The sequence below is a fragment of the Cycloclasticus pugetii PS-1 genome (assembly GCF_000384415.1).
GTDB classification, from domain to species: domain Bacteria; phylum Pseudomonadota; class Gammaproteobacteria; order Methylococcales; family Cycloclasticaceae; genus Cycloclasticus; species Cycloclasticus pugetii.
On sequence record NZ_ARVU01000001.1, the window covers coordinates 1,740,399 to 1,761,773 of the forward strand.

24 protein-coding genes are annotated in these 21,375 nt (G+C 41.7%); 7 read left to right on the top strand and 17 right to left on the bottom strand.

The genetic code is table 11. The features are described from left to right. The first annotated feature begins 15 nt into the window (after nucleotides 1-15). On the top strand, nucleotides 16-1,329 hold the full coding sequence (locus CYCPU_RS0108425) for an APC family permease (protein ID WP_020162492.1): 1,314 nt from the start codon (nucleotides 16-18) through the stop codon (nucleotides 1,327-1,329). On the opposite strand, the gene CYCPU_RS0108430 is transcribed toward CYCPU_RS0108425, so the two are convergent. From CYCPU_RS0108430 to CYCPU_RS0108510, 17 genes are all read right to left on the bottom strand, one after another. Beyond that, nucleotides 1,330-2,919: a protein adenylyltransferase SelO gene (locus tag CYCPU_RS0108430; protein ID WP_020162493.1), complete on the bottom strand. Its 1,590-nt coding sequence runs from the start codon at nucleotides 2,917-2,919 to the stop codon at nucleotides 1,330-1,332. Continuing rightward, nucleotides 2,916-3,596 (bottom strand): Dph6-related ATP pyrophosphatase, encoded by a 681-nt coding sequence (locus tag CYCPU_RS0108435; protein ID WP_015006428.1) that lies wholly within the window; start codon nucleotides 3,594-3,596, stop codon nucleotides 2,916-2,918. Before CYCPU_RS0108435 ends, CYCPU_RS0108430 begins: the two co-directional genes overlap by 4 nt. Continuing rightward, nucleotides 3,593-4,036, bottom strand: coding sequence for an acyl-CoA thioesterase (locus tag CYCPU_RS0108440; protein WP_016389967.1), 444 nt, complete (start codon nucleotides 4,034-4,036; stop codon nucleotides 3,593-3,595). Before CYCPU_RS0108440 ends, CYCPU_RS0108435 begins: the two co-directional genes overlap by 4 nt. 163 nt (nucleotides 4,037-4,199) lie before the next feature. Further along, nucleotides 4,200-5,741 carry a long-chain-fatty-acid--CoA ligase gene (locus tag CYCPU_RS0108445; RefSeq protein ID WP_016389965.1) on the bottom strand — a complete coding sequence of 514 codons (1,542 nt, stop codon included), beginning with the start codon at nucleotides 5,739-5,741 and terminating at the stop codon, nucleotides 4,200-4,202. Between the two features lie 529 nt (nucleotides 5,742-6,270). Beyond that, nucleotides 6,271-6,660: a ClpXP protease specificity-enhancing factor gene (locus CYCPU_RS0108450; RefSeq protein WP_015006431.1), complete on the bottom strand. Its 390-nt coding sequence runs from the start codon at nucleotides 6,658-6,660 to the stop codon at nucleotides 6,271-6,273. A 6-nt stretch (nucleotides 6,661-6,666) separates the two neighbouring features. Then, a complete protein-coding gene (locus CYCPU_RS0108455; protein ID WP_015006432.1) occupies nucleotides 6,667-7,314 on the bottom strand; it encodes a glutathione S-transferase N-terminal domain-containing protein in 648 nt (215 codons plus the stop codon). A 79-nt stretch (nucleotides 7,315-7,393) separates the two neighbouring features. Beyond that, on the bottom strand, nucleotides 7,394-8,131 hold the full coding sequence (locus CYCPU_RS0108460; RefSeq protein ID WP_016389964.1) for a cytochrome c1: 738 nt from the start codon (nucleotides 8,129-8,131) through the stop codon (nucleotides 7,394-7,396). Continuing rightward, nucleotides 8,128-9,354: a cytochrome b gene (locus CYCPU_RS0108465; RefSeq protein ID WP_015006434.1), complete on the bottom strand. Its 1,227-nt coding sequence runs from the start codon at nucleotides 9,352-9,354 to the stop codon at nucleotides 8,128-8,130. Before CYCPU_RS0108465 ends, CYCPU_RS0108460 begins: the two co-directional genes overlap by 4 nt. Next, complete coding sequence (gene petA, locus CYCPU_RS0108470) at nucleotides 9,354-9,947, bottom strand: ubiquinol-cytochrome c reductase iron-sulfur subunit (protein WP_015006435.1); 594 nt, start codon at nucleotides 9,945-9,947, stop codon at nucleotides 9,354-9,356. The genes CYCPU_RS0108465 and petA overlap by 1 nt, the downstream gene beginning before the upstream one ends. A 145-nt stretch (nucleotides 9,948-10,092) precedes the next feature. Then, a complete protein-coding gene (gene hisC / locus CYCPU_RS0108475) occupies nucleotides 10,093-11,178 on the bottom strand; it encodes a histidinol-phosphate transaminase (RefSeq protein ID WP_016389962.1) in 1,086 nt (361 codons plus the stop codon). 4 nt (nucleotides 11,179-11,182) lie between these two features. Further along, nucleotides 11,183-12,481, bottom strand: a complete 1,299-nt coding sequence (gene hisD, locus CYCPU_RS0108480; RefSeq protein WP_020162495.1) for a histidinol dehydrogenase — start codon at nucleotides 12,479-12,481, stop codon at nucleotides 11,183-11,185. A gap of 3 nt (nucleotides 12,482-12,484) precedes the next feature. Then, a complete protein-coding gene (hisG, locus tag CYCPU_RS0108485) occupies nucleotides 12,485-13,114 on the bottom strand; it encodes an ATP phosphoribosyltransferase (protein ID WP_016389960.1) in 630 nt (209 codons plus the stop codon). Between the two features lie 4 nt (nucleotides 13,115-13,118). Continuing rightward, nucleotides 13,119-14,384 (bottom strand): UDP-N-acetylglucosamine 1-carboxyvinyltransferase, encoded by a 1,266-nt coding sequence (gene murA / locus CYCPU_RS0108490; protein WP_016389959.1) that lies wholly within the window; start codon nucleotides 14,382-14,384, stop codon nucleotides 13,119-13,121. Between the two features lie 32 nt (nucleotides 14,385-14,416). Then, nucleotides 14,417-14,716 carry an STAS domain-containing protein gene (locus CYCPU_RS0108495; protein WP_015006440.1) on the bottom strand — a complete coding sequence of 100 codons (300 nt, stop codon included), beginning with the start codon at nucleotides 14,714-14,716 and terminating at the stop codon, nucleotides 14,417-14,419. Nucleotides 14,717-14,744: 28 nt separating this feature from the next. After that, on the bottom strand, nucleotides 14,745-15,209 hold the full coding sequence (gene mlaD, locus CYCPU_RS0108500; protein WP_015006441.1) for an outer membrane lipid asymmetry maintenance protein MlaD: 465 nt from the start codon (nucleotides 15,207-15,209) through the stop codon (nucleotides 14,745-14,747). 2 nt (nucleotides 15,210-15,211) lie between these two features. After that, nucleotides 15,212-15,994 (bottom strand): lipid asymmetry maintenance ABC transporter permease subunit MlaE, encoded by a 783-nt coding sequence (gene mlaE, locus CYCPU_RS0108505; RefSeq protein ID WP_015006442.1) that lies wholly within the window; start codon nucleotides 15,992-15,994, stop codon nucleotides 15,212-15,214. Between the two features lie 19 nt (nucleotides 15,995-16,013). Beyond that, the gene (locus tag CYCPU_RS0108510; RefSeq protein ID WP_015006443.1) at nucleotides 16,014-16,742 is read right to left on the bottom strand and encodes an ABC transporter ATP-binding protein; all 729 of its coding nucleotides are present in this window, start codon (nucleotides 16,740-16,742) and stop codon (nucleotides 16,014-16,016) included. Nucleotides 16,743-17,040: 298 nt separating this feature from the next. On the opposite strand from CYCPU_RS0108510, the gene CYCPU_RS0108515 reads away from it, so the two are divergent. The 6 genes from CYCPU_RS0108515 to lptB are packed head-to-tail and all read left to right on the top strand — an operon-like array spanning nucleotide 17,041 to nucleotide 21,335. Then, nucleotides 17,041-18,018: a calcium/sodium antiporter gene (locus CYCPU_RS0108515; RefSeq protein ID WP_020162496.1), complete on the top strand. Its 978-nt coding sequence runs from the start codon at nucleotides 17,041-17,043 to the stop codon at nucleotides 18,016-18,018. Between the two features lie 20 nt (nucleotides 18,019-18,038). Beyond that, on the top strand, nucleotides 18,039-19,019 hold the full coding sequence (locus tag CYCPU_RS0108520) for a KpsF/GutQ family sugar-phosphate isomerase (RefSeq protein WP_016389955.1): 981 nt from the start codon (nucleotides 18,039-18,041) through the stop codon (nucleotides 19,017-19,019). Then, a complete protein-coding gene (locus tag CYCPU_RS0108525) occupies nucleotides 19,016-19,555 on the top strand; it encodes a KdsC family phosphatase (protein ID WP_020162497.1) in 540 nt (179 codons plus the stop codon). The genes CYCPU_RS0108520 and CYCPU_RS0108525 overlap by 4 nt, the downstream gene beginning before the upstream one ends. Nucleotides 19,556-19,562: 7 nt before the next feature. Next, complete coding sequence (gene lptC, locus CYCPU_RS0108530) at nucleotides 19,563-20,120, top strand: LPS export ABC transporter periplasmic protein LptC (RefSeq protein WP_020162498.1); 558 nt, start codon at nucleotides 19,563-19,565, stop codon at nucleotides 20,118-20,120. Continuing rightward, nucleotides 20,107-20,610: a lipopolysaccharide transport periplasmic protein LptA gene (gene lptA, locus CYCPU_RS0108535; RefSeq protein ID WP_015006448.1), complete on the top strand. Its 504-nt coding sequence runs from the start codon at nucleotides 20,107-20,109 to the stop codon at nucleotides 20,608-20,610. Before lptC ends, lptA begins: the two co-directional genes overlap by 14 nt. Continuing rightward, the gene (gene lptB / locus CYCPU_RS0108540) at nucleotides 20,610-21,335 is read left to right on the top strand and encodes an LPS export ABC transporter ATP-binding protein (protein WP_015006449.1); all 726 of its coding nucleotides are present in this window, start codon (nucleotides 20,610-20,612) and stop codon (nucleotides 21,333-21,335) included. Before lptA ends, lptB begins: the two co-directional genes overlap by 1 nt. The last annotated feature ends 40 nt before the right edge of the window (nucleotides 21,336-21,375 follow it).

Here is a 21,375-nt window from a genome sequence, read left to right on the forward strand (position 1 = left end):
TAATCAATAGCCATCATGACACTAGCTGAAAAAAAAACCATCCATAGAGCAAGAGAAAAAACTCTTGGCGTGCCAGAATTAATTGCCATTGCATTGGGAGGGATGGTTGGCGGAGGCATTTTTACCATTTTGGGCATTTCTGTTTCAATGGTCGGTGCATATACACCCGTGGCTATCTTTATCGGCGGAGGAATTGCCTTATTAGCCTGTTATTCATATATAAAGCTGGGCGTTTACTACCAAGATGAAGGAGCTACGTACTCGTTTTACAAAAGAACCTTTCCCAAATCGCGGTTTGCCGCCTCATTAATTGGTTGGTGTGTGATTTTTGGTTATATCAGTACACTTGCTTTATATGCCTATACTTTTTCTTCTTACGCCGTTAGTGCTGTTGATTTTGCAAACAATGAATGGGGGCGAAAAATCGTTGCTGGACTGATCATTTTAAGCTTCACACTAATCAATATATGGAGCGTTAAAGGTATGGGTAAAATTGAAGACATTATGGTCTATAGCAAATTAATTATCCTAATCGTGATCTCCTTTGTGCTGATTAACAACAGCCAGACCTCTCTGCCTGAGCTTCTGCAAAACGAACAAAACACTAGCCTTCTATCAATACTTATTGTGGCATCACTGACCTTTGTCGCCTACGAAGGGTTTCAACTAGTCATCAATGCAGTGAATGAAATGGAACAGCCTGAGATCAATATTCCAAAATCAATTTATTCTGCTATTTTTTTAGCTATTTTGATTTATGTTGTGATTTCACTTGGCGCCATTTTAGCTATCTCATTTGAAGAAATTATCGAGAACCAGGAATATGCACTCGCTGCTGGAGCAAATCACACACTCGGCCACTGGGGCACAGACCTTGTTATTATTGGTGCACTGTTAGCCACCAGTAGTGCAATTAGTGGCACCTTATTCGGTGCTTCAAGGCAAATGGCCGTCATTGCTCAAGATGGTTACTTTCCTGCTATTCTCGCCAAACGCTCTGGCCAAATACCCACTGCGTCCATTATCGGTATGTCGATAATGGCATTTTTATTAATATTAGCTGGAAGTCTGCGCATTATTCTTGAGTTTGGTAGCATTACGTTTTTGCTTGTCTCTGTATTGATGGCTTATGCAAACTTTAAAATTCGGCAGCTAACAAAGGCTTCCCCGTTAATAACAATAAGTTCCATCGTCGGGCTTTTTTTAGCCACCGCACTGATCATTTATTATGAGTTTACGCATCAACCGCAGCAATTAGCTTTTATCGTAGGAATATATGCTTTGCTGACCTTAAGCGCTTGGCTTTATTCTAAAAAAAACCAACCTTAATTAAGAGCTACACGACAGCATAGAACAACCTACTTTATGCTTCGCCCAATCTGGCCTTTTTTGATTGAGGTGCTCTTTATCAGGTTGTTCATCATATGGGTGCCTTAAAACCTCTAAGAGCTCATTCACCATGCTGTGATCGCCTTTCTCTGATTTATCGATCGCCAGTTGAGCCAAATAATTACGTAATACATATTTAGGGTTAACGCTGTTCATTAAGGCCCTTCTTTGCACCGCATTTTGCGGCTCTTGTTCGCACCGTTTCACATAGCGAACTAACCACTCGGTGATCGCCTCTTTCGCCTGCAGCTCAAGCTCATCAATATAAAACGCTGGCTTTAAATGCTCTATCGCTGTTGCGACGTTAAAGTCATCAGAAGTTGTCTGAATATCTGCTAATCGTCTAAAGAAAATCGTCATATCTGTTTCATGCAAACTAAAAAATGACAGCAATTGTTTAACCAACTCACTATCAGTCTCTTCTTCATGCTGCGAGAAACCGAGCTTTTTAGACATCATTAATAACCATTGTTGACCGTAACGCTCAGCATACTCGTTAAGCGCTTTTTCCAACGGTTCTGCCTCCTCAATCAACGGATAAATCGCATTTGCTAATTGATATAAATTCCAGTGCGCTATTTTTGCTTGTTGAGCAAAGGCATAACGATGATGTGTTGCATCGGTGGTATTAGGTGTCCAGTTAGGGTCATACGATTCAAGCCAACCATAGGGACCATAATCAATGGTTAAACCAAGTATCGACATATTGTCGGTATTCATGACCCCGTGAACAAAACCAACTCGCATCCATTCTATGACCATATCGCAAGTTAATCTGCAGACCTCTTCAAACCACTTCAGATAAATCTGCTTAGACGGCACTGAGTCTTTTTCTAGTAAGTGCGGAAAATCGGTTTCAAGCGTGTAATCAACAAACTGTTTTAATAAATCTTTATTTTGTTGCCCGTAATATTGAAAATGCCCGAAACGCGTAAAGGATGGTGCGAGCCTACAAACGACAGCACCCGGTTCAGGCGCCGGGTTACCGTTGTACATCACATCACGCATAACATGCTCGCCAGTACTTGCTAGACTAAGTGCCCGCGTGGTTGGCACGCCAAGATGAAACATCGCTTCACTGCACAAAAATTCTCTAATCGAAGAGCGTAAAACAGCTAACCCATCTGCCGTTCTAGAGTACGGTGTTGGCCCGGCTCCTTTAAGCTGCAAAGCCCAACGTTCACCCTTTTTATTAACAATTTCTCCTAAATTAATTGCTCGCCCATCGCCCAGTTGCCCTGCCCAATTTCCAAACTGATGGCCGCCGTAACAAGTAGCATATGGCTGCATGCCATCGAGTTGTTCATTCCCTGAAAAAGTATTGAGAAACTGTTCTGATAAGCAATCGTCTTCATCTAAGTCTAATAATGCCGCCGCTTCTAGAGAGTAAGAAACCAGCGATGGCGCCTTCATCTGTTTTGGACTAACCCATGAAAAACAAGCTCCCTGAACCTGCCGCGGGTAATTCTCGCTAACATTATCGGCAGGTAACTGGCTTACAAATTTATTACTAAAGGTTAAATTATTCATACTGCCTCCTCGGTTGGCATTAAGTCGGCAAATACAAAGCCATCACGTTCCACGACTTCACCCAGCAACACCCCAATGGAGTACTTAAACATCGGGCCAGCATACGCAAAACTATGAAACTCACCATTTTCACCGCATGGATCAACACCAATCGGTAAGTCATCTAAAAACTGTTGGTTAAAATCACGCCCTACAAAACTGGCTGGCAACTGCTTAGGGTCAATACAAGTAATGTGCGTTTTTAAGCCAGCTGCTAACATCTGTTGAGCTAGTTGATCGGTCGGTTTCAACCAGAGTGGGAATAAAGGCTCTATCCCAGTTGGTTTTAAGTTGTCTATTCGGTATTGGCGAATATCCTCTAAAAATAAGTCGCCAAAGGCCATATGCGTGGCACCCAGCTTTTCGATGGATTCAAAAAAAGCACTCATTGCTCGGTTATATTCATTATTACTACATGGCGATGGAATGGGGATAATATATAAGGGGAGGTCTGCCGCCGCCGCTTGTTGCTTTAGCAGTTCCACACGAACTGCATGCATCGCAACACGTTGGTGTGTTTGATTGACCGTTGTTACTAAACCAAGCAGTTCAATATCCTCATCTTGCTGAAGTTGATAAAGTGTCCACGCGCTATCTTTACCACTACTCCACGATAATAAGGTTTTTTTCTTTGTCATGGTAGCGTTACACCTTCTACCGATTGTTCAAAAGAAGCAACTTTTGCTTTAATATCGTTGGGAATTGGGGCTGTTTGTTGACGTTTCATATCAAACCAAACTATCACTCCTCGGCTTGTTAGTACGGGAGTATCCTGACCTTTGTGATAAATATCGGCTAACATTGTTGCGCTTTTATTACCCATTTGACTAATGCGCGTATGAACCTCAAGTAAGGCTGGATAATGGACTTGTTTTAGATACCTACATTGCATATCCGCTAATACCCAGCCCGACTCTATACCCGCTTTAAGGGTTAAGCCCATCACCTCTTCGCAGTAAGCAACTCGACCGGATTCAACATAACGAACAAATTCAACATTATTAATATGTCCATAAACATCTGCGTCACCCCAGCGAACAGATAATGGAAAGACATGGTTAAATTCTTGTTTACTCATCAACAGCCCTTTGAACCTTATAAATTATTCATTACGTTTGTCATTATAACGACTTGGACACCGCCGCTTTAGGACAATATATTTCAATATTCTTAACGCTTAGAGCTATAGAAAACATACCCATCATTTAAGTGCCCTATTGAAAACAACCATAACAGTCGAACTATTGAACACCCCTTTCTATTTCACCGCGCTTATTTAAAACCCGCTTCACGATCTTACCAGCACCATTTTTAGGAAGTGTATCCATAAAAACGACTTTTCTTGGCACTTCATAACTGCCTAAGTGTTGACGACACCAACGACGTATATCGGCTGAGCTCGCCTCAACGCTCTCTTTTAACACGACATAGGCAACGGGGATTTCACCATGTAGTTCATCTGTTTGCCCAATTACCGCTGCTTCTAATATTCCGTCATAGCGATACAGCACCTCTTCAATAATCCGCGGATAAACATTCATACCGTTAACAATAACCATATCTTTTTTCCGATCGAGAATACTAAAGTAACCCTCTTCGTCAACGTTACCTAAGTCACCGGTTAAGAACCAATCTTCATAAAAAGACTCTTTGGTCGCCTCTGGCAATTGCCAATAGCCTTTCATCACATTATCGCCACGAACGGCAATTTCACCAATTTCACCTACCGGCAACTCCACACCCTGTTCATTAAGAATTTTCATTTCAACATTGGGTACAGGCAGACCAACCGTGCCTATTTTTCGAATGCCGCCTACTGGATTTACACAAGTTACCGGTGAACACTCTGTTGGCCCATCGCCTTCATAAATGGGCACGCCAAATTTTTGTTCAAAACGATTTAATATGTCTACCGGCATCGACGCACCACCAGACACACATAACTTAATTGAACGAAAGCGTGCACACTTATCGTTACGAGTATTTAGCAACACGTTGTACATACTAGGCACACCAAGAAAAACGGTACTGTTAGTTTTTTCGATGATGGTAAGCAAATTATCAGGTTCAAACTTGGCAACGGGAACAAAAGCACAGCCATGGGTCAGAGGGGTCAGCATGCCCACAGTCGCTGCAAACGCATGAAACATTGGTAACACTAAAACAATCACCTCTTTACCTGCTTGCCATTTCATTGCCTGAAAGACACTAGATGTATTGCTCACTAAATTGTGATGTGTCAGCATCGCACCTTTTGGTTTCCCCGTAGTACCGGACGTGTATAAAATAGCCGCTAAGTCATTAACTGGGTCAATTTTTATATTTGGTAATGAGCCATCATTATCACAAAGTTGCTTCCAATCAGCAGATTCTTCACGATTAGCGCGGATACAAATATTAAATAACGGTGCTGATATCTCTGCAGCAATGTCATCCATATTCGCCTGAAAAGCTTCATGGTAAATAACACCTTTAACCTGTGCATTTGTCATCACATAAATGATTTCAGCCGCTTTTTGAAGTAAATTAATAGGAACCACAACAGCTCCAGCCTTAACGATACCCATATAAGCTATCGCAAACTCAATACTGTTTATGCAATACAAGGCGACTGTGTCGCCTTTTTTAATACCCCTTTTTAGCAGCCCGTGAGCAAATTTATCTGAAGCAGTTTTTAACGCTATGAAAGTACATGACGTATCATTATCAATAACCGCAACACTATTAGCATAGGTGCTTGAAGTGGTGTTAAACGCATCTATTAAAGATATTTTATGGCTCATTTATGCTCTCTTTTATTGCCATTTAATGGCTTATATTTATTAATGAGTAAGCGGTAAGTTATTTACTCTACGATGTTAGTTATTTATCACACATATTATTAGCAGCCAACCATAACGTGACAATATACTGATAGCAACCTAGAAGCGCTAAAGCAAGCGTTTCATTTTAATGAACTAAAAAATAGTTTACGTAGGTTTGATGATTGTCGTTAGCTTTTTGATCGAACAGCTCTGTTTAACAGCAAGTAATTACAAGATAGCTTACCGATAAGACTTAGCCGAACCAGATGATAAGAAAGCTAGATTAGCACTGAGATAACAGGGTAGTCTATTAATGGACTTTAGTGAATAATCCGTAATCCCAACTGATGAGCAACCGTAAAATAAACACCAGCAGGCAAAGCATTTTGAATGATACCGTTATTACCACGAATAGATTAGCAATAAGTGCTACTTACCACTAAGGACGAGAACTGAGATGGTTTTATGTCTAATTCATGCCACTACGTTTATGTAGCCGTCATAGACATTATTTAACTATTTTTAACACCGGTTTTTTAGTTTCTTTTTTTGCCGGCGATTTATCAGGATCTGGTGGCACGTCATCTTCAAAGCGTTCATCAAACATCATCCCTTTACCATTTTCTTTTGCATACGTCGCTAAAACAGCATTGATCGGGATATATAGGTTTTCAGACTGACCAGAGAACCGAGCAGAAAAAGAAATAGCCTCATTATCTAAAAACCAATTTTGTACTGCGCTCGGGTTAGTATTTAAAATAATACGCTCATCCGATACATATGCAGTCGGAACAATGACCCCCTCATAGCTTGCATCAACTAAAAGATAGGGAGTCATTCCGTTTTCAAGTATCCACTCATGTAAAGAGCGTACTAAATAAGGCTTGAGTGGCGTCATTGATAATTAAGAGGCCATTAATATATGACTTTCCATCATATCAAGCTCTTCTTTGCTCATGCTTTCTTGGAAGGTGTCACGTTTTGTGACTCGAGCAATATAGTCCTTAATGGCCTTTGCTTCTTTAGGTAATTCAATACCATATAGTGGTAGACGCCAAAGTAAAGGAGCCAGTACACCATCTACCAATGTAAACTCATCACTTAAAAAGTATTTATTTGATTCAAACAATGGAATAGAAGCGATTAAGTTTTCTCTAAGTAGTTTCTTTGCTTTTGCCGCTTTTTTCTCACCTGCATTAACAATATCATCAAGTAGGGTATACCAGTCTTGATCAATTCTATGTATTAACAGACGAGAACGCGCACGGGATACAGGGTCAATAGGATATAACGGTGGATGCGGAAAGCGTTCATCCAAATATTCCATAATAATTCTTGAATTGAATAAGGCTAAATCCCTGTCAATTAAAATAGGTAAGGTTCCATACGGGTTCAACTCTTGTAAGTCTTCTGGGAACTCCTTGCTATCTACAAATTCAACTTCAGCTGATGCACTTTTTTCGCACAATATAAAACGAGCACGGTGACTATAGTGACACACAGGGTCTGCAAAAAGCGTCATGATGGATTTTCTATTCAGTGCATTTATCATTATTTTGTCCGTTTTATTAAATGTGAAAGAGCTTTGTGTTAAATACAAAGCTCCTCAACTAGTACCGCTTATTATATTTTTAGTGAACGTCTTTCCAATATTCTTTCTTTAAGAAATAGAACACGACAATCATCAAGAAGATAAACATCAAGACTTTCCAACCAAGGCGTTGACGTTCAAGTTTTGCTGGCTCGCCCATGTAGGTCATAAAATTAACAAGGTCATTCATCGCCTTATCAAATTCTTTTTCAGTCATTCGACCAGGCTCAACGATTTCTAATCGATCTATCACTTTACGAATAGAACCATCTTCAAGCTCAACATCTTTATAGACTGCTTGTTGCATACCTTGTAAGTCTGCCAATACATGTGGCATCCCTACTTTTGGAAACAACGCATTGTCCACTCCAAACGGGCGCGATGCATCTACATAGAAGCTTTTTAGGTAGGTGTATAACCAGTCAGAGCCACGAGACCTAGCAATCAATGATAAGTCTGGTGGGTTAACACCAAACCACTTTACTGCATCTTCTGGACGCATTGAAATGGTCATACCATCAAATATTTTTTCACCCGTGAACATTAGATTAAGCTCAACTAATTCAGGCGGGATTTCTAAATCCTTCGCCATTCTTGAGTATCTAAGTTGCTTAGCTGAATGACAACTTAAACAATAGTTAACAAAATACTTAGCACCCCGTTGTAAAGACGCCTTGTTATCTAAATCTATCCTCGCCGACTCAAGTTCAATTGCCCCACCTGCAGCAAACAATTGTGATGAAAATAGTACTAATAAAGCCAAACTTAGTTTTTTCATTTCTCTTCTACCCTCTCTGGAACATATTTATCTTGGCCAAGGTTTGAATAAAATGGCATTAATAAGAAAAAAGCAAAATAAACAATCGAGAAGAGCCTAGAAGCTATGGTGCCTATTTCTGTTACAGGCTGCATTCCAAAGTAACCTAAGCCAATGAAACTAACACAAAATGCAACTATCGCCGCTTTAAATATAGGGCCTCTATAACGTATTGATTTATTCACACCCCTATCTAACCAAGGCAATAGGAATAAAACAAAAATTGCACCACCCATTGCAACAACGCCTAGGAACTTATCAGGCACCGCTCTTAAGATTGCGTAAAACGGTGTGAAGTACCATACCGGGGCAATATGCTCAGGTGTCTTCAATGGGTCCGCTGGTATAAAGTTTGCGTGCTCAAGGAAGTAGCCTCCCATCTCCGGCATATAGAAAATAATTAATGCGAAGACAAACATGAACACCGCGACACCTACTAAGTCTTTGACTGAATAGTATGGGTGGAATGGTATTCCGTCTAACGGTACACCTTTATCATCCTTGTGCTTTTTAATCTCGATACCTTCTGGGTTGTTAGAACCCACTGCATGCAATGCCACAATGTGCATAAACACCAAAATAACCAGTACTAATGGAATCGCAATCACATGAAAAGCAAAAAAGCGGTTAAGTGTTGCATCAGAAATAACATAGTCACCACGTAACCATAGTGCTAAATCTTCACCAACATAAGGAATCGCTCCAAACAAAGACACAATCACTTGTGCTCCCCAATATGACATTTGGCCCCATGGTAATAAATACCCCATAAAAGCTTCAGCCATAAGAGCGACATAAATAATCATGCCGAATACCCAGACTAATTCACGAGGTTTTTTAAATGAGCCATAAATCAAACCACGGAACATGTGTAAATACACAACGATGAAAAAAGCAGATGCGCCTGTTGAGTGCATATAGCGAATCAACCAACCCCATTCGACATCACGCATGATGTACTCAACAGAGTCAAACGCTAACTTTGCATCTGGCTTGTAGTTAATTGTTAAGAAAATACCGGTAATAAATTGATTAATTAGCACCAATATCGCTAACGAACCAAAGTAGTACATCCAGTTGAAGTTTTTAGGTGCATAATATTCTGCAAGATGCTCATTCCACACTTTGCTTAGTGGGAATCGTTCATCCACCCACCCTAACGCATTTTTTAACATGCCACTCATTATGCTTGCCCTCCTGATGAACCAATTAATATTCTGGTGTCTGTTATATATTCATGAGGCGGCACCACAAGATTTAATGGTGCAGGTACGCCCGCGTAAACTCGACCGGACAAATCAAACAACGAACCGTGACATGGGCAGAAAAACCCACCCTTCCACTGAGGACCTAAGTCTTCTGGAGCCACTTCGGGTCTATAGGTTGGAGAGCAACCCAAATGTGTACAAATACCAACTGCAATAAAAACTTCTGGCTTAATAGAGCGCGATACATTTTTACAAGACTCTGGTTGCTCAGATTCATTTGAATCTGGATCCCTTAATATATCTGTCATTTCAGCCATCTCAGCGAGTGCTTCTTGACTACGTTTCAACACCCAAACCGGTTTCCCACGCCATTCAACACGAATCAGCTGCCCGGGTTCTAACTTACCAATATCAGCCTCAACTGGAGCACCCGCCGCTTTTGCACGGTCACTTGGGTTCATTGACGCTATAAATGGAACCGCCACATAAGCCGCACCCACTCCCGTTACCGCAGTAGCTGCAGCGGTTAAAAAAAGACGCCTGCGCTTATCTACTACTTGTTCGCTCATCTAAATCTCCATAAAATCATCGTAAATTACACATGCACATTTTGCACGGCACTTATTCGCAGGATTTTAGCATATTTTATTTTTTTAGGGTCAGCTAACAAAGCCTAGAAGAGAAATTGTATGCCATATACAACTCTTTTTTGATTTACTGCTTTAGTATTGAAGCAAATTTTTCAATAAATAAATCATTTTCCGAACGTGTGCCTACTGTGACGCGAAGACATTCCGCCGGCAAACCGGGATTACTAGCCATTTTTTTAATTAACACACCGGCTTGCTTTAATTGCTCAAAAACACGCTCCGCAGAATCGGATAACAATGAGAATAATATAAAGTTGGCATCACTCGGGAAAACTTTCACTCCAGCAAATGACGTTAAGCCGCTCAGTAACCGTTCACGTTGTTCGCGAATAACGGCGGCTTGCTGATTTAGAGTATCAATGTGTTTAAATGCAAATGTAGCCGTTAATTGTGTAAAAACATTAATATTGTATGGCAGGCGTATTTTTTCAAGCTCGTCTGTCAGACATGGGTGGCCCACTACAAAACCAAGCCTCAACCCTGCCAAACCTAATTTAGACACTGTCCGCATCACTAATAAATTTTTAAAATCTGGCGTTCGATTCATAAACGTTTTGCATGCGAAAGGCTGATACGCCTCATCAATCACGACTATGCCATTAGCCAATTCTAAAATTTGAATTAAATCATCATCATCAAATAAGTTTGCCGTCGGGTTATTTGGGTATGATAAAAATATAACAGCCGGGTCTTCTTGTTTAATTGCAGCCTTCATAGCCGACATATTCAAGCTAAAGTCTTCGTTAAGCGGCACACCGGTGAAAGGCAAACCGAGAGAATTTGCAATGTGCTGGTACATAACAAAACTTGGTGTTGGCGCTATGACAGCACTTCGATCGTTCATCGCCATTAAAATAAGTTGTATCAGCTCATCAGAGCCATTACCAAGCACTACCCCTAATTCTGCTGGCACATCAAAGCAATCACGCAACCCAGTTATCAATTCCCTAGCTGATGGATCTGGATATCTATTAGGCTCAACATTTGAAAGTAGTTGTAACCACTCTTCTTTCATTGCCTTAGGCCACGGAAATGGGTTTTCCATCGCATCCAACTTAATCAGCCCTGTTGCTTCTGGCACATGATAAGCCGCCATTTGCTGTATTTCTGGGCGAATTAAGTCTTCAACTATTTTGTTTGTTTTTGACATCCTACTAGCCGTTTATTTTACGGTATTCTGCAGATTTTGCATGGGCTGTTAAAGCCTCACCGCGCGCCAAAATAGACGCTGTATCAGAGAGTGCTGAGGCCCCAGCTTTACTGCAATTAATCATGCTAGTGCGCTTTTGAAAATCATAAACACCCAGTGGTGATGAGAATCTCGCTGTGCCAGATGTCGGTAAGACATGGTTAGGTCCAGCGCAATAATCGCCCAGTGCTTCCGGCGTATATCTACCTATAAATATTGCACCCGCGTGTTTAATCTCTTCAGCCCACTGCTCAGCATTATCTACTGATAACTCAAGATGCTCTGGCGCTATTTTATTAGCAATGCTTATCGCTTGTTCTTTTGTTTCTGCATAAATAAACCCACCCCTACCTTCTAATGAGGCTTTTATCACCTGTGAACGCTCAAGCGTAGGAAGTAATTTTTTTATGCTCGCCTTAACCGCTTCAATGAACCCTTCATCTAGTGAAACGAGTATCGACTGCGCTTTTTCGTCATGTTCTGCTTGCGAAAAAAGATCCATCGCTATCCAATCTGGATTGGTTTTTCCATCACAAACAATAAGAATTTCAGACGGACCAGCAATCATGTCTATACCTACTTGGCCGAAAACCATCTTTTTTGCTGTCGCGACAAAAATATTGCCCGGCCCAACAATCTTATCAACTCTCGGCACGGTTTCTGTTCCATAAGCAAGCGCTGCCACGGCTTGCGCCCCACCCACTTTAATCACCTTATCTACGCCCGCAAGCCAGGCAGCCGCAAGAACTAATGCGTTTAGTTCGCCCTTAGGAGTCGGGGTAACCATTACAATCTGTGATACCCCCGCTACTTTCGCAGGAATAATATTCATCAACACTGAAGATGGGTATGCCGCTTTACCGCCCGGCACATATACACCAACACGTTCAAGTGGGGTAACTTTCTGACCGAGCGTATTACCCATCTCATCGACAAAATCCCATGATTGTGCTTTTTGCTGTTCGGCATAGTGACGAATCCTATCAGCGGCGACTTTAAGTGCCTTTGAGTGCTCATCCGGTAATTGATCCCAAGCACTAGCGAGCTGCTCTTGGTCAACAACAAGGTTATCGGCGCTGGCTTCCCATTGATCAAACTCTTGAGTATATGACAATAGCGCTGCATCACCATGCTGGCGGACAGCCTGTATTATTTCACTGACGGTTTGATTAACCGAGCTATCTTCTACATCATCCCATGCCAACAAATCAGCAAGTGATTGATCAAAATCAGTACTCGATGCGTTCAAGGTTTGTATATTCATTTATTAACGCCTGTTATCAACAGCCACTTCTAATGTCTTAATCAGCGTCTTAATTTGTTGATACTTCATTTTCATTGAGGCTTTATTAATGACCAGCCTAGAGCTAATGTCCATAATAAAGTCTAGTGGCTCCATACCATTAGCTTTCAATGTATTACCAGTATCGACTAAATCCACAATACAATCGGCCAAGCCTACAATAGGTGCCAACTCCATAGAGCCATATAACTTAATAATTTCTACTTGTTGGCCTTTTTTAGCAAAATATTGCTCCGTTAACGACACGTATTTAGACGCCACTCGAATTTTACCGGTTGGTAGTTTTTTACCCGTTACAATCGCCGTCATTAAACGACATTTTGCAATATTTAAGTCTAACGGCTCATAAAGGTTATCGCTACCATGTTCAACCAGCGTATCCTTACCCGTCACACCGACATCTGCTGCGCCATACTCTACGAAGGTTGGCACATCAGTAGCCCTTATGATGACTAAATTAACCTTACCACAAACACTTGGCACAATCAGTTTCCGTGTTTTAGATAAATCCTCAGATGGCTCGATGCCCGCCTCAGCCAACAACGGGAGCGTATCTTTTAAAATCCGGCCTTTTGAAATTGCTATTGTTAACATTGAACTAGCTAGGTACTCGGCGTATTTGACCGCCTAATAAAGCGGTTTTTTCTTCAATACATTCATAACCACGGTCGATATGGTAAATCCGCTCAATAATTGTTTCGCCTTTAGAGACTAAACCAGCAATAACCAGACTTGCAGATGCTCTTAAATCTGTTGCCATCACTGTTGCGCCTTCCAGCATTTCTTTACCGACACAAATAGCTGTATTACCTTCTAATTTAATATCAGCACCTAAACGCTGTAACTCATGAACATGCATAAAGCGATTTTCAAAAATCGTTTCTGTAATAACCGATGTCCCTTCAGCCAGTGTATTAAGCACCATAAATTGTGCTTGCATATCTGTTGGAAAACCTGGGTATGGCGCTGTTTTAAAAGACACAGCTTTAGCACGTTGGCCCTTCATATCCAACTCAATCCAATCGTCGCCTATGGTCAATTCTGCACCGGCTTCTTGCAATTTTGACAACACCATATCTAAGGTACCAGGGTCAACGTCTTTGATTTTAATCTTCCCCCCGGTTGTTGCAGCCGCCACCAAATAGGTGCCCGCTTCAATCCTATCTGGAAGAATGTCATACACTAAATTTTTAGTTGCTAGCGATTCAACACCTTCGATGGTCAAGGTGTCTGTTCCAATACCTGATATTTTTGCACCTAATTTATTTAGAAAGTTAGCTAAATCACTCACTTCAGGTTCACGTGCAGCATTTTCTATAATGGTTGTTCCTTCTGCTAACGTCGCAGCCATCATCAAGTTTTCAGTCCCTGTCACTGTCACCATATCTAACACAAGCCTTGCACCTTTAAGCCGATCGCATGACGCATGAATATACCCATTCTCAACTCGAATATCAGCGCCCATTGCCTCCAAGCCCTTTAAGTGAATATTCACCGGTCGTGAACCAATTGCGCAACCACCTGGCAAGGAAACTTCTGCTTTACCAAAACGTGCTAATAATGGGCCTAAAACAATAATTGATGCCCGCATTGTTTTTACCAGTTCATAAGGTGCTTTAAAGGTGGAGATCGTAGATGAATCTACTTCAATTCTTACTTTTTCATCGACCGATAAGGTAACACCCATCTGTCCTAGCAGACTCATTGTGGTTGTAATATCATGCAGATGAGGAACATTCCCAATAATAACTGGGTTTTCGGCAAGCAACGCACCTGCCAAAATTGGCAAGGCCGCATTTTTTGCACCTGAAATACGTATTTCTCCTGAGAGCGGCCCACTGCCTTGAATAATCAACTTATCCATTTTCTACCTACCTATTATATTTACTAACGCCACTAAACGATTGGCAGAATTCCATCAAGACCACTAACTCGGGCGATTTCTAACATTTGCTCAGGTATTTCTTGAAAACAAATACCCTGACCAGACCTCTGCGCCATGGCCATCCACTCAACCAATAAAGCCAAGCCTGCGCTGTCTGTTTTTTCAACTGAGTTTAAGTTAAACGCTAGGTCAGCCTGACCGGCAAAAAACGGCTCAGACGCTAATAACAACGCCGCAACATGATCAAACCCTAAGGTACCTGACACACATATTACACCTTCATCATTTTGCTCTAGTCTTGCATTACTCATTGATAAATCCAGCCTGCTGTAAAACTTATTATTCTTCGGAGCTACTGCTAAACAAAAATTGACCAATAATCTGTTCAAGCACTAACGCTGATTGCGTCATCTCAAGTTGACTGCCGTGAACAAGTACTTCTTCTTCACCGCCAGGCTCAAGCCCAACAAACTGCTCCCCCAACAAGCCTGCTGTTAAAATACTCGCATTACTGTCAGAAGGTAATTGGTTGTACTTTGCATCGATCTTCATCGTGACAACAGCCTCAAATGAGTCTGGGTCAAAATCAATCGCCTTTACTCGGCCTATGTTGACGCCAGCCATTGATACTGGCGCACGCACTTTTAGGCTACCAATATTTTCAAAGTTAGCAATAACATCGTAACCTTCGTCACTATTTGCATTGCTTAAATTGCTCACTTCCATAGACAAGAAAAACATCGCAACAAAGCCAATGGCTACAAAAAAACCTACTAAAATCTCAATCGATCTTGATATGTGCATACCTAGATATCTCCAAACATCAATGCAGTTAAAATAAAATCTAACAATAAAATAGCAAATGCAGAGTGAACAACCGTTCTCGTTGTTGCTCTCCCCACTCCTTCAGAAGTAGGCACCGCATCATAACCTTCAAAAATAGCAATCCATGTGACTACCCAACCAAACACTACACTTTTAATTAAGCCATTAATAATGTCTTCGTTGAAATCAATCTTAGCCTGCATTTGAGACCAAAAACCACCTTCGTCAATGCCAAGCAAGCCAACGCCGATAAAGTATCCACCTAAAACACCAACCGCACTAAACAATGTCGCTAAAATAGGCATTGAAAGCAAACCTGCCAAGAAACGTGGCGCCATAACTCTTTTGACTGGGTCAACAGCCATCATCTCCATTCCAGACAATTGCTCAGTGGCTTTCATTAAACCAATTTCTGCGGTTAGTGCTGACCCCGCACGACCAGCAAATAACAATGCCGTTACCACTGGGCCTAACTCTCTAACCAGTGACGCGGCAACCATGACGCCCAGCATGCCTTCTGCGCCAAAGTCTGACAGCGTATAAAACCCTTGTAATGCCAGCACCATACCGACAAAAACTCCTGAAATAATAATCAAGGAAAAACTCAGCACACCAACCGAATACATCTGTGCAATTAACAATCGCGGCCTCATCAAAACACTTGGGATGCTCAGCAAAATGTTAACAAAAAAAACAGATCCTCGACCCAAACGCTCAAGCATACTCAATGATGCAGCCCCTAAGCGTTGCAAATAATCTAGCATGCTAAAGTCACCTTTATTCTCACGTCTCTATTCCCATTAAGTCTTTTGCATACTCTTTGGCTGCATAATGAAAAGGAACAGGCCCATCAGCCATTCCCTGCATAAACTGTTGCGTCCATTCAGAGTCTGATTGTGCTAATTGCTCCGGCGAGCCGTGCTCAACCACTTTGCCCTTTGATACCAGATAAACATAGTCTGCAATGGCACAGGTTTCTTTCACATCATGTGACACCACAATACTCGATAGGCCTAATGCATTATTCAACAAGCGAATTAACTGCACCAACACACCCATCGAAATGGGGTCTTGTCCAGTAAATGGCTCATCGTACATAATCATCATTGGGTCTAGTGCAATAGCTCGAGCCAATGCAACACGTCGCGCCATACCACCGGACAACTCGGCCGGCATCATATCCCTTGCGCCGCGCAAACCAACCGCATTTAACTTCATTAATACTAAATGGCGAATTAACGACTCGGGAAGCTGAGTGTGTTCACGTAGCGGAAACGCCACATTGTCAAACACCGAAATATCCGTTAGCAATGCACCACTTTGAAACAGCATTCCCATTTTTTTACGCAGTTGATAAAGGTGCTTATGTTTTAGCTGATGAACATTCTGCCCATCTACTTCAATAGAACCAGATGAAGGTTTCAACTGACCACCAATTAACTTCAACAAGGTAGTCTTTCCTGTCCCACTAGGCCCCATAATGGCCGTGACTTTTCCACGCTGAATATCCATATCTACGCCATCAAAGATAAGCTTTGATCCGCGAGAAAAATGGACATCTCTAACTTTTATTAATGAAGTCGTTTCCGTCAATGACGTTTCCCTAGTTTCTTTCAACACTATTATCAGCGTTATTGAAGATAAAATAAATCAGGCATTGTCCCTACCTTATCAATGCACGTCAATCCGAACTTTCACTATTTATGGCGCAATCTTTTAAAACCCAATTGTTTTTTTCGCTTAAACTATCCACTTTTTATGCGACAATAAATTTCGCGTTAACTTAACCTATTCTCCTTACCTTAATCTTATGCTTGTATTTTCTGTTGCGCTGCTTGCAGGCTTTTTCTTTTTAATTTTTTCAGCTGATTATTTTGTTAAGGGCACTTCCGCTATTGCGCGAAATATTGGAATATCGCCGTTAATTATTGGTCTCACCATCATTGGCTTGGGCACTTCGGCCCCTGAAATGTTGGTTGCTGGAATAGCCTCTGTTCAAGGCAACACTGGTCTTGCAACAGGCAATGCCGTTGGCTCAAATATCGCTAATATTGGTCTAGTACTCGGTGTTACCGCGTTAATCAGCCCCATTTTGATAAAGTCATCTTTACTTAAACGCGAACTACCTATTTTATTGGTCATCTCTATAATCAGTTACCTTTTACTCGTTGATGGCCACCTATCAAGATTTGACGGACTTATTTTAATTGCTGGGCTCATTGCTTTCCTTTACTGGTTATTACGCAGCGCTCAACAGAACAAGCAGCAAAAAAAAGACATCTTAGCAGCCGAATTTGATGACGAAATCCCAAGCGACCTAAGTACAAAGACTGCCTCTTTTTATGTCATCATCGGCCTTACTATCCTCATTATTAGTTCAAAACTACTAGTTTGGGCAGCCGTCAATATTGCCATCCTCTTTGGTGTTAGTGATTTAGTCATTGGATTAACCATTATCGCCATAGGAACTAGCTTGCCAGAATTAGCAGCTTCTATTATGAGCGTTATTAAAAAAGAGCCTGATCTTGCTGTAGGAAACATTATTGGGTCGAATGCCTTCAACTTATTAGCTGTCTTATGTTTGCCTGGGCTTCTTCACCCTGGCAATGTAGATCCACAGCTCGTTTCACGCGACCTCCCCATTATGCTTGGCTTTACTTTATGCCTATTCATTTTTTCATATAGTTTTAATGGCCAACCTAAGATCAACCGTTTTAAAGGTGGGGTTTTTATGCTATTTTTTGTCGCCTACCTTAGCAAGGTATACTTAGATACTCTTGGAATTTAGCACAACTGAACACCGACCTAATGCCTGATAACCATCATCGAACTCAACTTAAGCAACTAGGCTTGGCCGTTGTACAAACCGAAGCAGACGCTATTGCTAATCTCGCCGGACACATTGACGAACATTTTATCGATGCGTGTGAACTGATGCTTAAATGTGACGGCAAAGTTGTCGTCATCGGTATGGGAAAATCAGGCCATATTGGTAATAAAATTGCTGCCACGCTAGCCAGCACCGGAACACCTGCTTTTTTCATTCACCCAGGGGAAGCCAGCCATGGCGATCTTGGCATGATCACTAAAAACGATGTCGCTTTAGCGCTTTCAAATTCAGGCGAAACCGGAGAAGTGCTCACCATTTTACCCATTCTTAAACGTTTAGGCATTCCACTCATTTCTATCACAGGCAATCCAAGTTCAACCTTAGCAAGCCTTTCTGACGCACCCATTAATGCCAGTGTTGCTAAAGAAGCTTGCCCATTGGGCCTTGCGCCTACCTCCAGCACCACAGCTGCGTTGGTTATGGGCGACGCCTTGGCCATTGCGTTACTTGAGGCACGCGGCTTTACCGAAGCGGACTTCGCTCTTTCACACCCAGGCGGCAGCCTAGGAAGGCGTCTATTACTTCATGTTAGTGACATTATGCATCAGGGTGATGATATTCCAATCACTGAAGAAACAGCGCCGGTAAGCGCCGCCTTGCTTGAAATGACAGAAAAAAAATTAGGAATGACGGCTATTACAAACCAACAAGGTGATTTAACCGGTATTTTCACCGATGGCGATTTACGACGCATGCTTGAAAATAATATTGACATCCACGGCACTGAAATCAAACAAGTGATGACCCGTGGAGGCGCGACTATTAGCTCAACACAACTGGCCGTCGAGGCCTTACAACTGATGCAAGATAAAAAAATTAACGCATTATTGGTCACCGATAACAACCAACTGGTTGGTGCTCTTAATATGCACGATATGCTAAAAGCAGGGCTATCATGATTGAGCTAACTGATGATTTTCAGCAACGGGCACAAGATATCCGATGCGTTATTTTTGATGTCGATGGGGTGTTAACAGACGGAAAATTGTTTTTTGACCTAAAAGGCAATGAGTACAAATCTTTTCATGCACAAGATGGACAAGGCTTAAAACTACTCCAGCAAAATGATATCGATGTTGCCGTTATTTCTGGCCGCTCATCCCCCCTTGTCGAGCAAAGAATGAAAAACCTTGGCGTGACAAATATTTACCAAGGCCAAGAAAACAAAACCGCCGCGTTTAACCATTTACTAAAAAAACTTAACATTACCCCAAATCAAGTGGCGCACGTTGGTGACGACTTACCCGACTTAGCGCTAATGACACGAACTCGCTTAGCCATTGCCGTTAAAGACGCAAACCCATCTATACTTGGATACTGCCAAGGCCAAACAGAACGACTCGGGGGACACGGTGCCGCTCGAGAAGTCTGTGATACTATTTTAAGCATTCAAGACAAACTCACGCCTTCTGTGCAACTGTTCTGTGACACCTAACACCCTAATGAAACCTCTTAAAATCCTTGCCTTGGCTCTATTTGCCGCTGGCACTTGGTGGATTGCCTTCACACAAGAGCCAGAAGCGCCTGTACAAACGACAAAACCAGGGCATAAAATTGATTATTTTTTAAAACATTTTGAAGCCCTCAGCATGACCTTATCGGGCGAACCAAAACAACGAATAAAAGCAGAATACATGCAACATTTTGTTGATGACGACAGCACCGAGCTTACTCGCCCTATCATGACCATGTATTCACCAGACAAACCTGATTTGCACATTAATTCGGAGACTGGTTATTTATCTTCAGACGGTGAACTTGTTTTACTCAATGGTGCCGTAAACATCAGACGAGAGGCATTAAAAAATATTGCGCCACTTGAAATCGACACGCATAATCTACGCATTCAATTGCCCAACGATTTTGCAGAAACCGATGAGTTTGTGAAAATAAAATCTGGCACTAACGCCATTGAAGGCATGGGCTTACGTGCCCACTTTCGAGAACCCATTAATATTAAAATACTAGAACAAGTTCGAGGCCGCCATGAAATCAACTAAACAAACGCTTCTTTTTTTAACACTGACATTAATCTCAGTGACAACACCCTTGTGGGCGCTCAGTACAGATAAACAAAAACCGGTAGAGGTTGAGGCCGATAACTTTAATTTAGATGACGCGAAAAAAATTACCGTCTATTCTGGTAACGTTATTATCACCCAAGGCAGCATGGAAATTATAGCTGATAAAGTCACCATTTATGGCGTTCGCGGTACCACCGATAAAGTTATTGCCATTGGAAACCCAGTTAAATTCAAACAACAACCTGATGGTAACCAAGGACTTATTCGAGGTGAAGCTAATCGGTTTAACTACTTGGTAACCAAAGACACTTTGGTGCTATTAGACGATGCCACTTTATGGCAAAACGGTAACACCTTCGCCAGCGATCGAATTGAATACGACAGCAAGCGCTCTATCGTCAAAGCAGGTGATAAAAAAGCAGGCTCTAAACGTGTAAAAGTAACCTTAGAGCCTGCAAAAAAATAATGAGCACCTTAAAAACACATAATATCTGCAAACAATTCAATAATAGAAAAGTTGTTGATAACGTTAGTATTAACGTAAAAAGTGGTGAAGTTGTTGGTTTATTAGGCCCAAATGGTGCAGGCAAAACAACCTCTTTTTACATAACCGTTGGCCTCATTAAACCTGACAGTGGCGATGTCTTTCTTGATGACGAAAACATTACTCAAAGCCCTATGCATGTTCGCGCACGTCAGGGTCTTGGCTATTTACCACAAGAAGCCTCTATTTTTAGAAAATTAAGCGTAGAAGACAATATTCGCGCCGTTCTACAAACACGAAAAACACTCTCACCCGGCCAGCAAGAACTGGTTCTTGATGAGTTATTAAATGAGTTTGCAATCGATCAATTACGTACTCAAAATGCCTTAGCACTTTCTGGCGGTGAAAGACGCCGATTAGAAATAGCCCGTGCGCTAGCCACTGAACCTCGTTTTGTATTGTTAGATGAGCCTTTTGCCGGCGTTGACCCCATCTCTGTTATTGATATTCAAAAAATCATCCATCACTTGACCGAACGAGATATCGGTGTCCTCATTACCGACCATAATGTTAGGGAAACCTTAGGTACTTGTGATCGTGCATACATCCTAAATAATGGTCGTGTTATCACCGAAGGATCAGCTGAAGATATCTTAGAACACCGCGAGGTACGGGACGTTTATCTAGGGCATGAATTTCGCATGTAATTTCCAATTAAAAGTCATTCTTTTTGTTGAAATATGGGCT

Coding starts and splice junctions, on each gene's coding strand:
- CYCPU_RS0108515 (WP_020162496.1), top strand. CDS start 17,041: ATGCTTGTATTTTCTGTTGCGCTGCTTGCAGGCTTTTTCTTTTTAATT.
- mlaD (WP_015006441.1), bottom strand. CDS start 15,209: ATGCACATATCAAGATCGATTGAGATTTTAGTAGGTTTTTTTGTAGCC.
- CYCPU_RS0108495 (WP_015006440.1), bottom strand. CDS start 14,716: ATGAGTAATGCAAGACTAGAGCAAAATGATGAAGGTGTAATATGTGTG.
- CYCPU_RS0108525 (WP_020162497.1), top strand. CDS start 19,016: ATGATTGAGCTAACTGATGATTTTCAGCAACGGGCACAAGATATCCGA.
- CYCPU_RS0108465 (WP_015006434.1), bottom strand. CDS start 9,354: ATGAGTGGCATGTTAAAAAATGCGTTAGGGTGGGTGGATGAACGATTC.
- petA (WP_015006435.1), bottom strand. CDS start 9,947: ATGAGCGAACAAGTAGTAGATAAGCGCAGGCGTCTTTTTTTAACCGCT.
- murA (WP_016389959.1), bottom strand. CDS start 14,384: ATGGATAAGTTGATTATTCAAGGCAGTGGGCCGCTCTCAGGAGAAATA.
- CYCPU_RS0108445 (WP_016389965.1), bottom strand. CDS start 5,741: ATGAGCCATAAAATATCTTTAATAGATGCGTTTAACACCACTTCAAGC.
- hisD (WP_020162495.1), bottom strand. CDS start 12,481: ATGAATATACAAACCTTGAACGCATCGAGTACTGATTTTGATCAATCA.
- CYCPU_RS0108430 (WP_020162493.1), bottom strand. CDS start 2,919: ATGAATAATTTAACCTTTAGTAATAAATTTGTAAGCCAGTTACCTGCC.
- hisG (WP_016389960.1), bottom strand. CDS start 13,114: ATGTTAACAATAGCAATTTCAAAAGGCCGGATTTTAAAAGATACGCTC.
- CYCPU_RS0108510 (WP_015006443.1), bottom strand. CDS start 16,742: ATGGATATTCAGCGTGGAAAAGTCACGGCCATTATGGGGCCTAGTGGG.
- CYCPU_RS0108460 (WP_016389964.1), bottom strand. CDS start 8,131: ATGAAAAAACTAAGTTTGGCTTTATTAGTACTATTTTCATCACAATTG.
- hisC (WP_016389962.1), bottom strand. CDS start 11,178: ATGTCAAAAACAAACAAAATAGTTGAAGACTTAATTCGCCCAGAAATA.
- CYCPU_RS0108425 (WP_020162492.1), top strand. CDS start 16: ATGACACTAGCTGAAAAAAAAACCATCCATAGAGCAAGAGAAAAAACT.
- CYCPU_RS0108520 (WP_016389955.1), top strand. CDS start 18,039: ATGCCTGATAACCATCATCGAACTCAACTTAAGCAACTAGGCTTGGCC.
- CYCPU_RS0108455 (WP_015006432.1), bottom strand. CDS start 7,314: ATGATAAATGCACTGAATAGAAAATCCATCATGACGCTTTTTGCAGAC.
- mlaE (WP_015006442.1), bottom strand. CDS start 15,994: ATGCTAGATTATTTGCAACGCTTAGGGGCTGCATCATTGAGTATGCTT.
- CYCPU_RS0108435 (WP_015006428.1), bottom strand. CDS start 3,596: ATGACAAAGAAAAAAACCTTATTATCGTGGAGTAGTGGTAAAGATAGC.
- CYCPU_RS0108440 (WP_016389967.1), bottom strand. CDS start 4,036: ATGAGTAAACAAGAATTTAACCATGTCTTTCCATTATCTGTTCGCTGG.
- lptA (WP_015006448.1), top strand. CDS start 20,107: ATGAAATCAACTAAACAAACGCTTCTTTTTTTAACACTGACATTAATC.
- lptB (WP_015006449.1), top strand. CDS start 20,610: ATGAGCACCTTAAAAACACATAATATCTGCAAACAATTCAATAATAGA.
- lptC (WP_020162498.1), top strand. CDS start 19,563: ATGAAACCTCTTAAAATCCTTGCCTTGGCTCTATTTGCCGCTGGCACT.
- CYCPU_RS0108450 (WP_015006431.1), bottom strand. CDS start 6,660: ATGACGCCACTCAAGCCTTATTTAGTACGCTCTTTACATGAGTGGATA.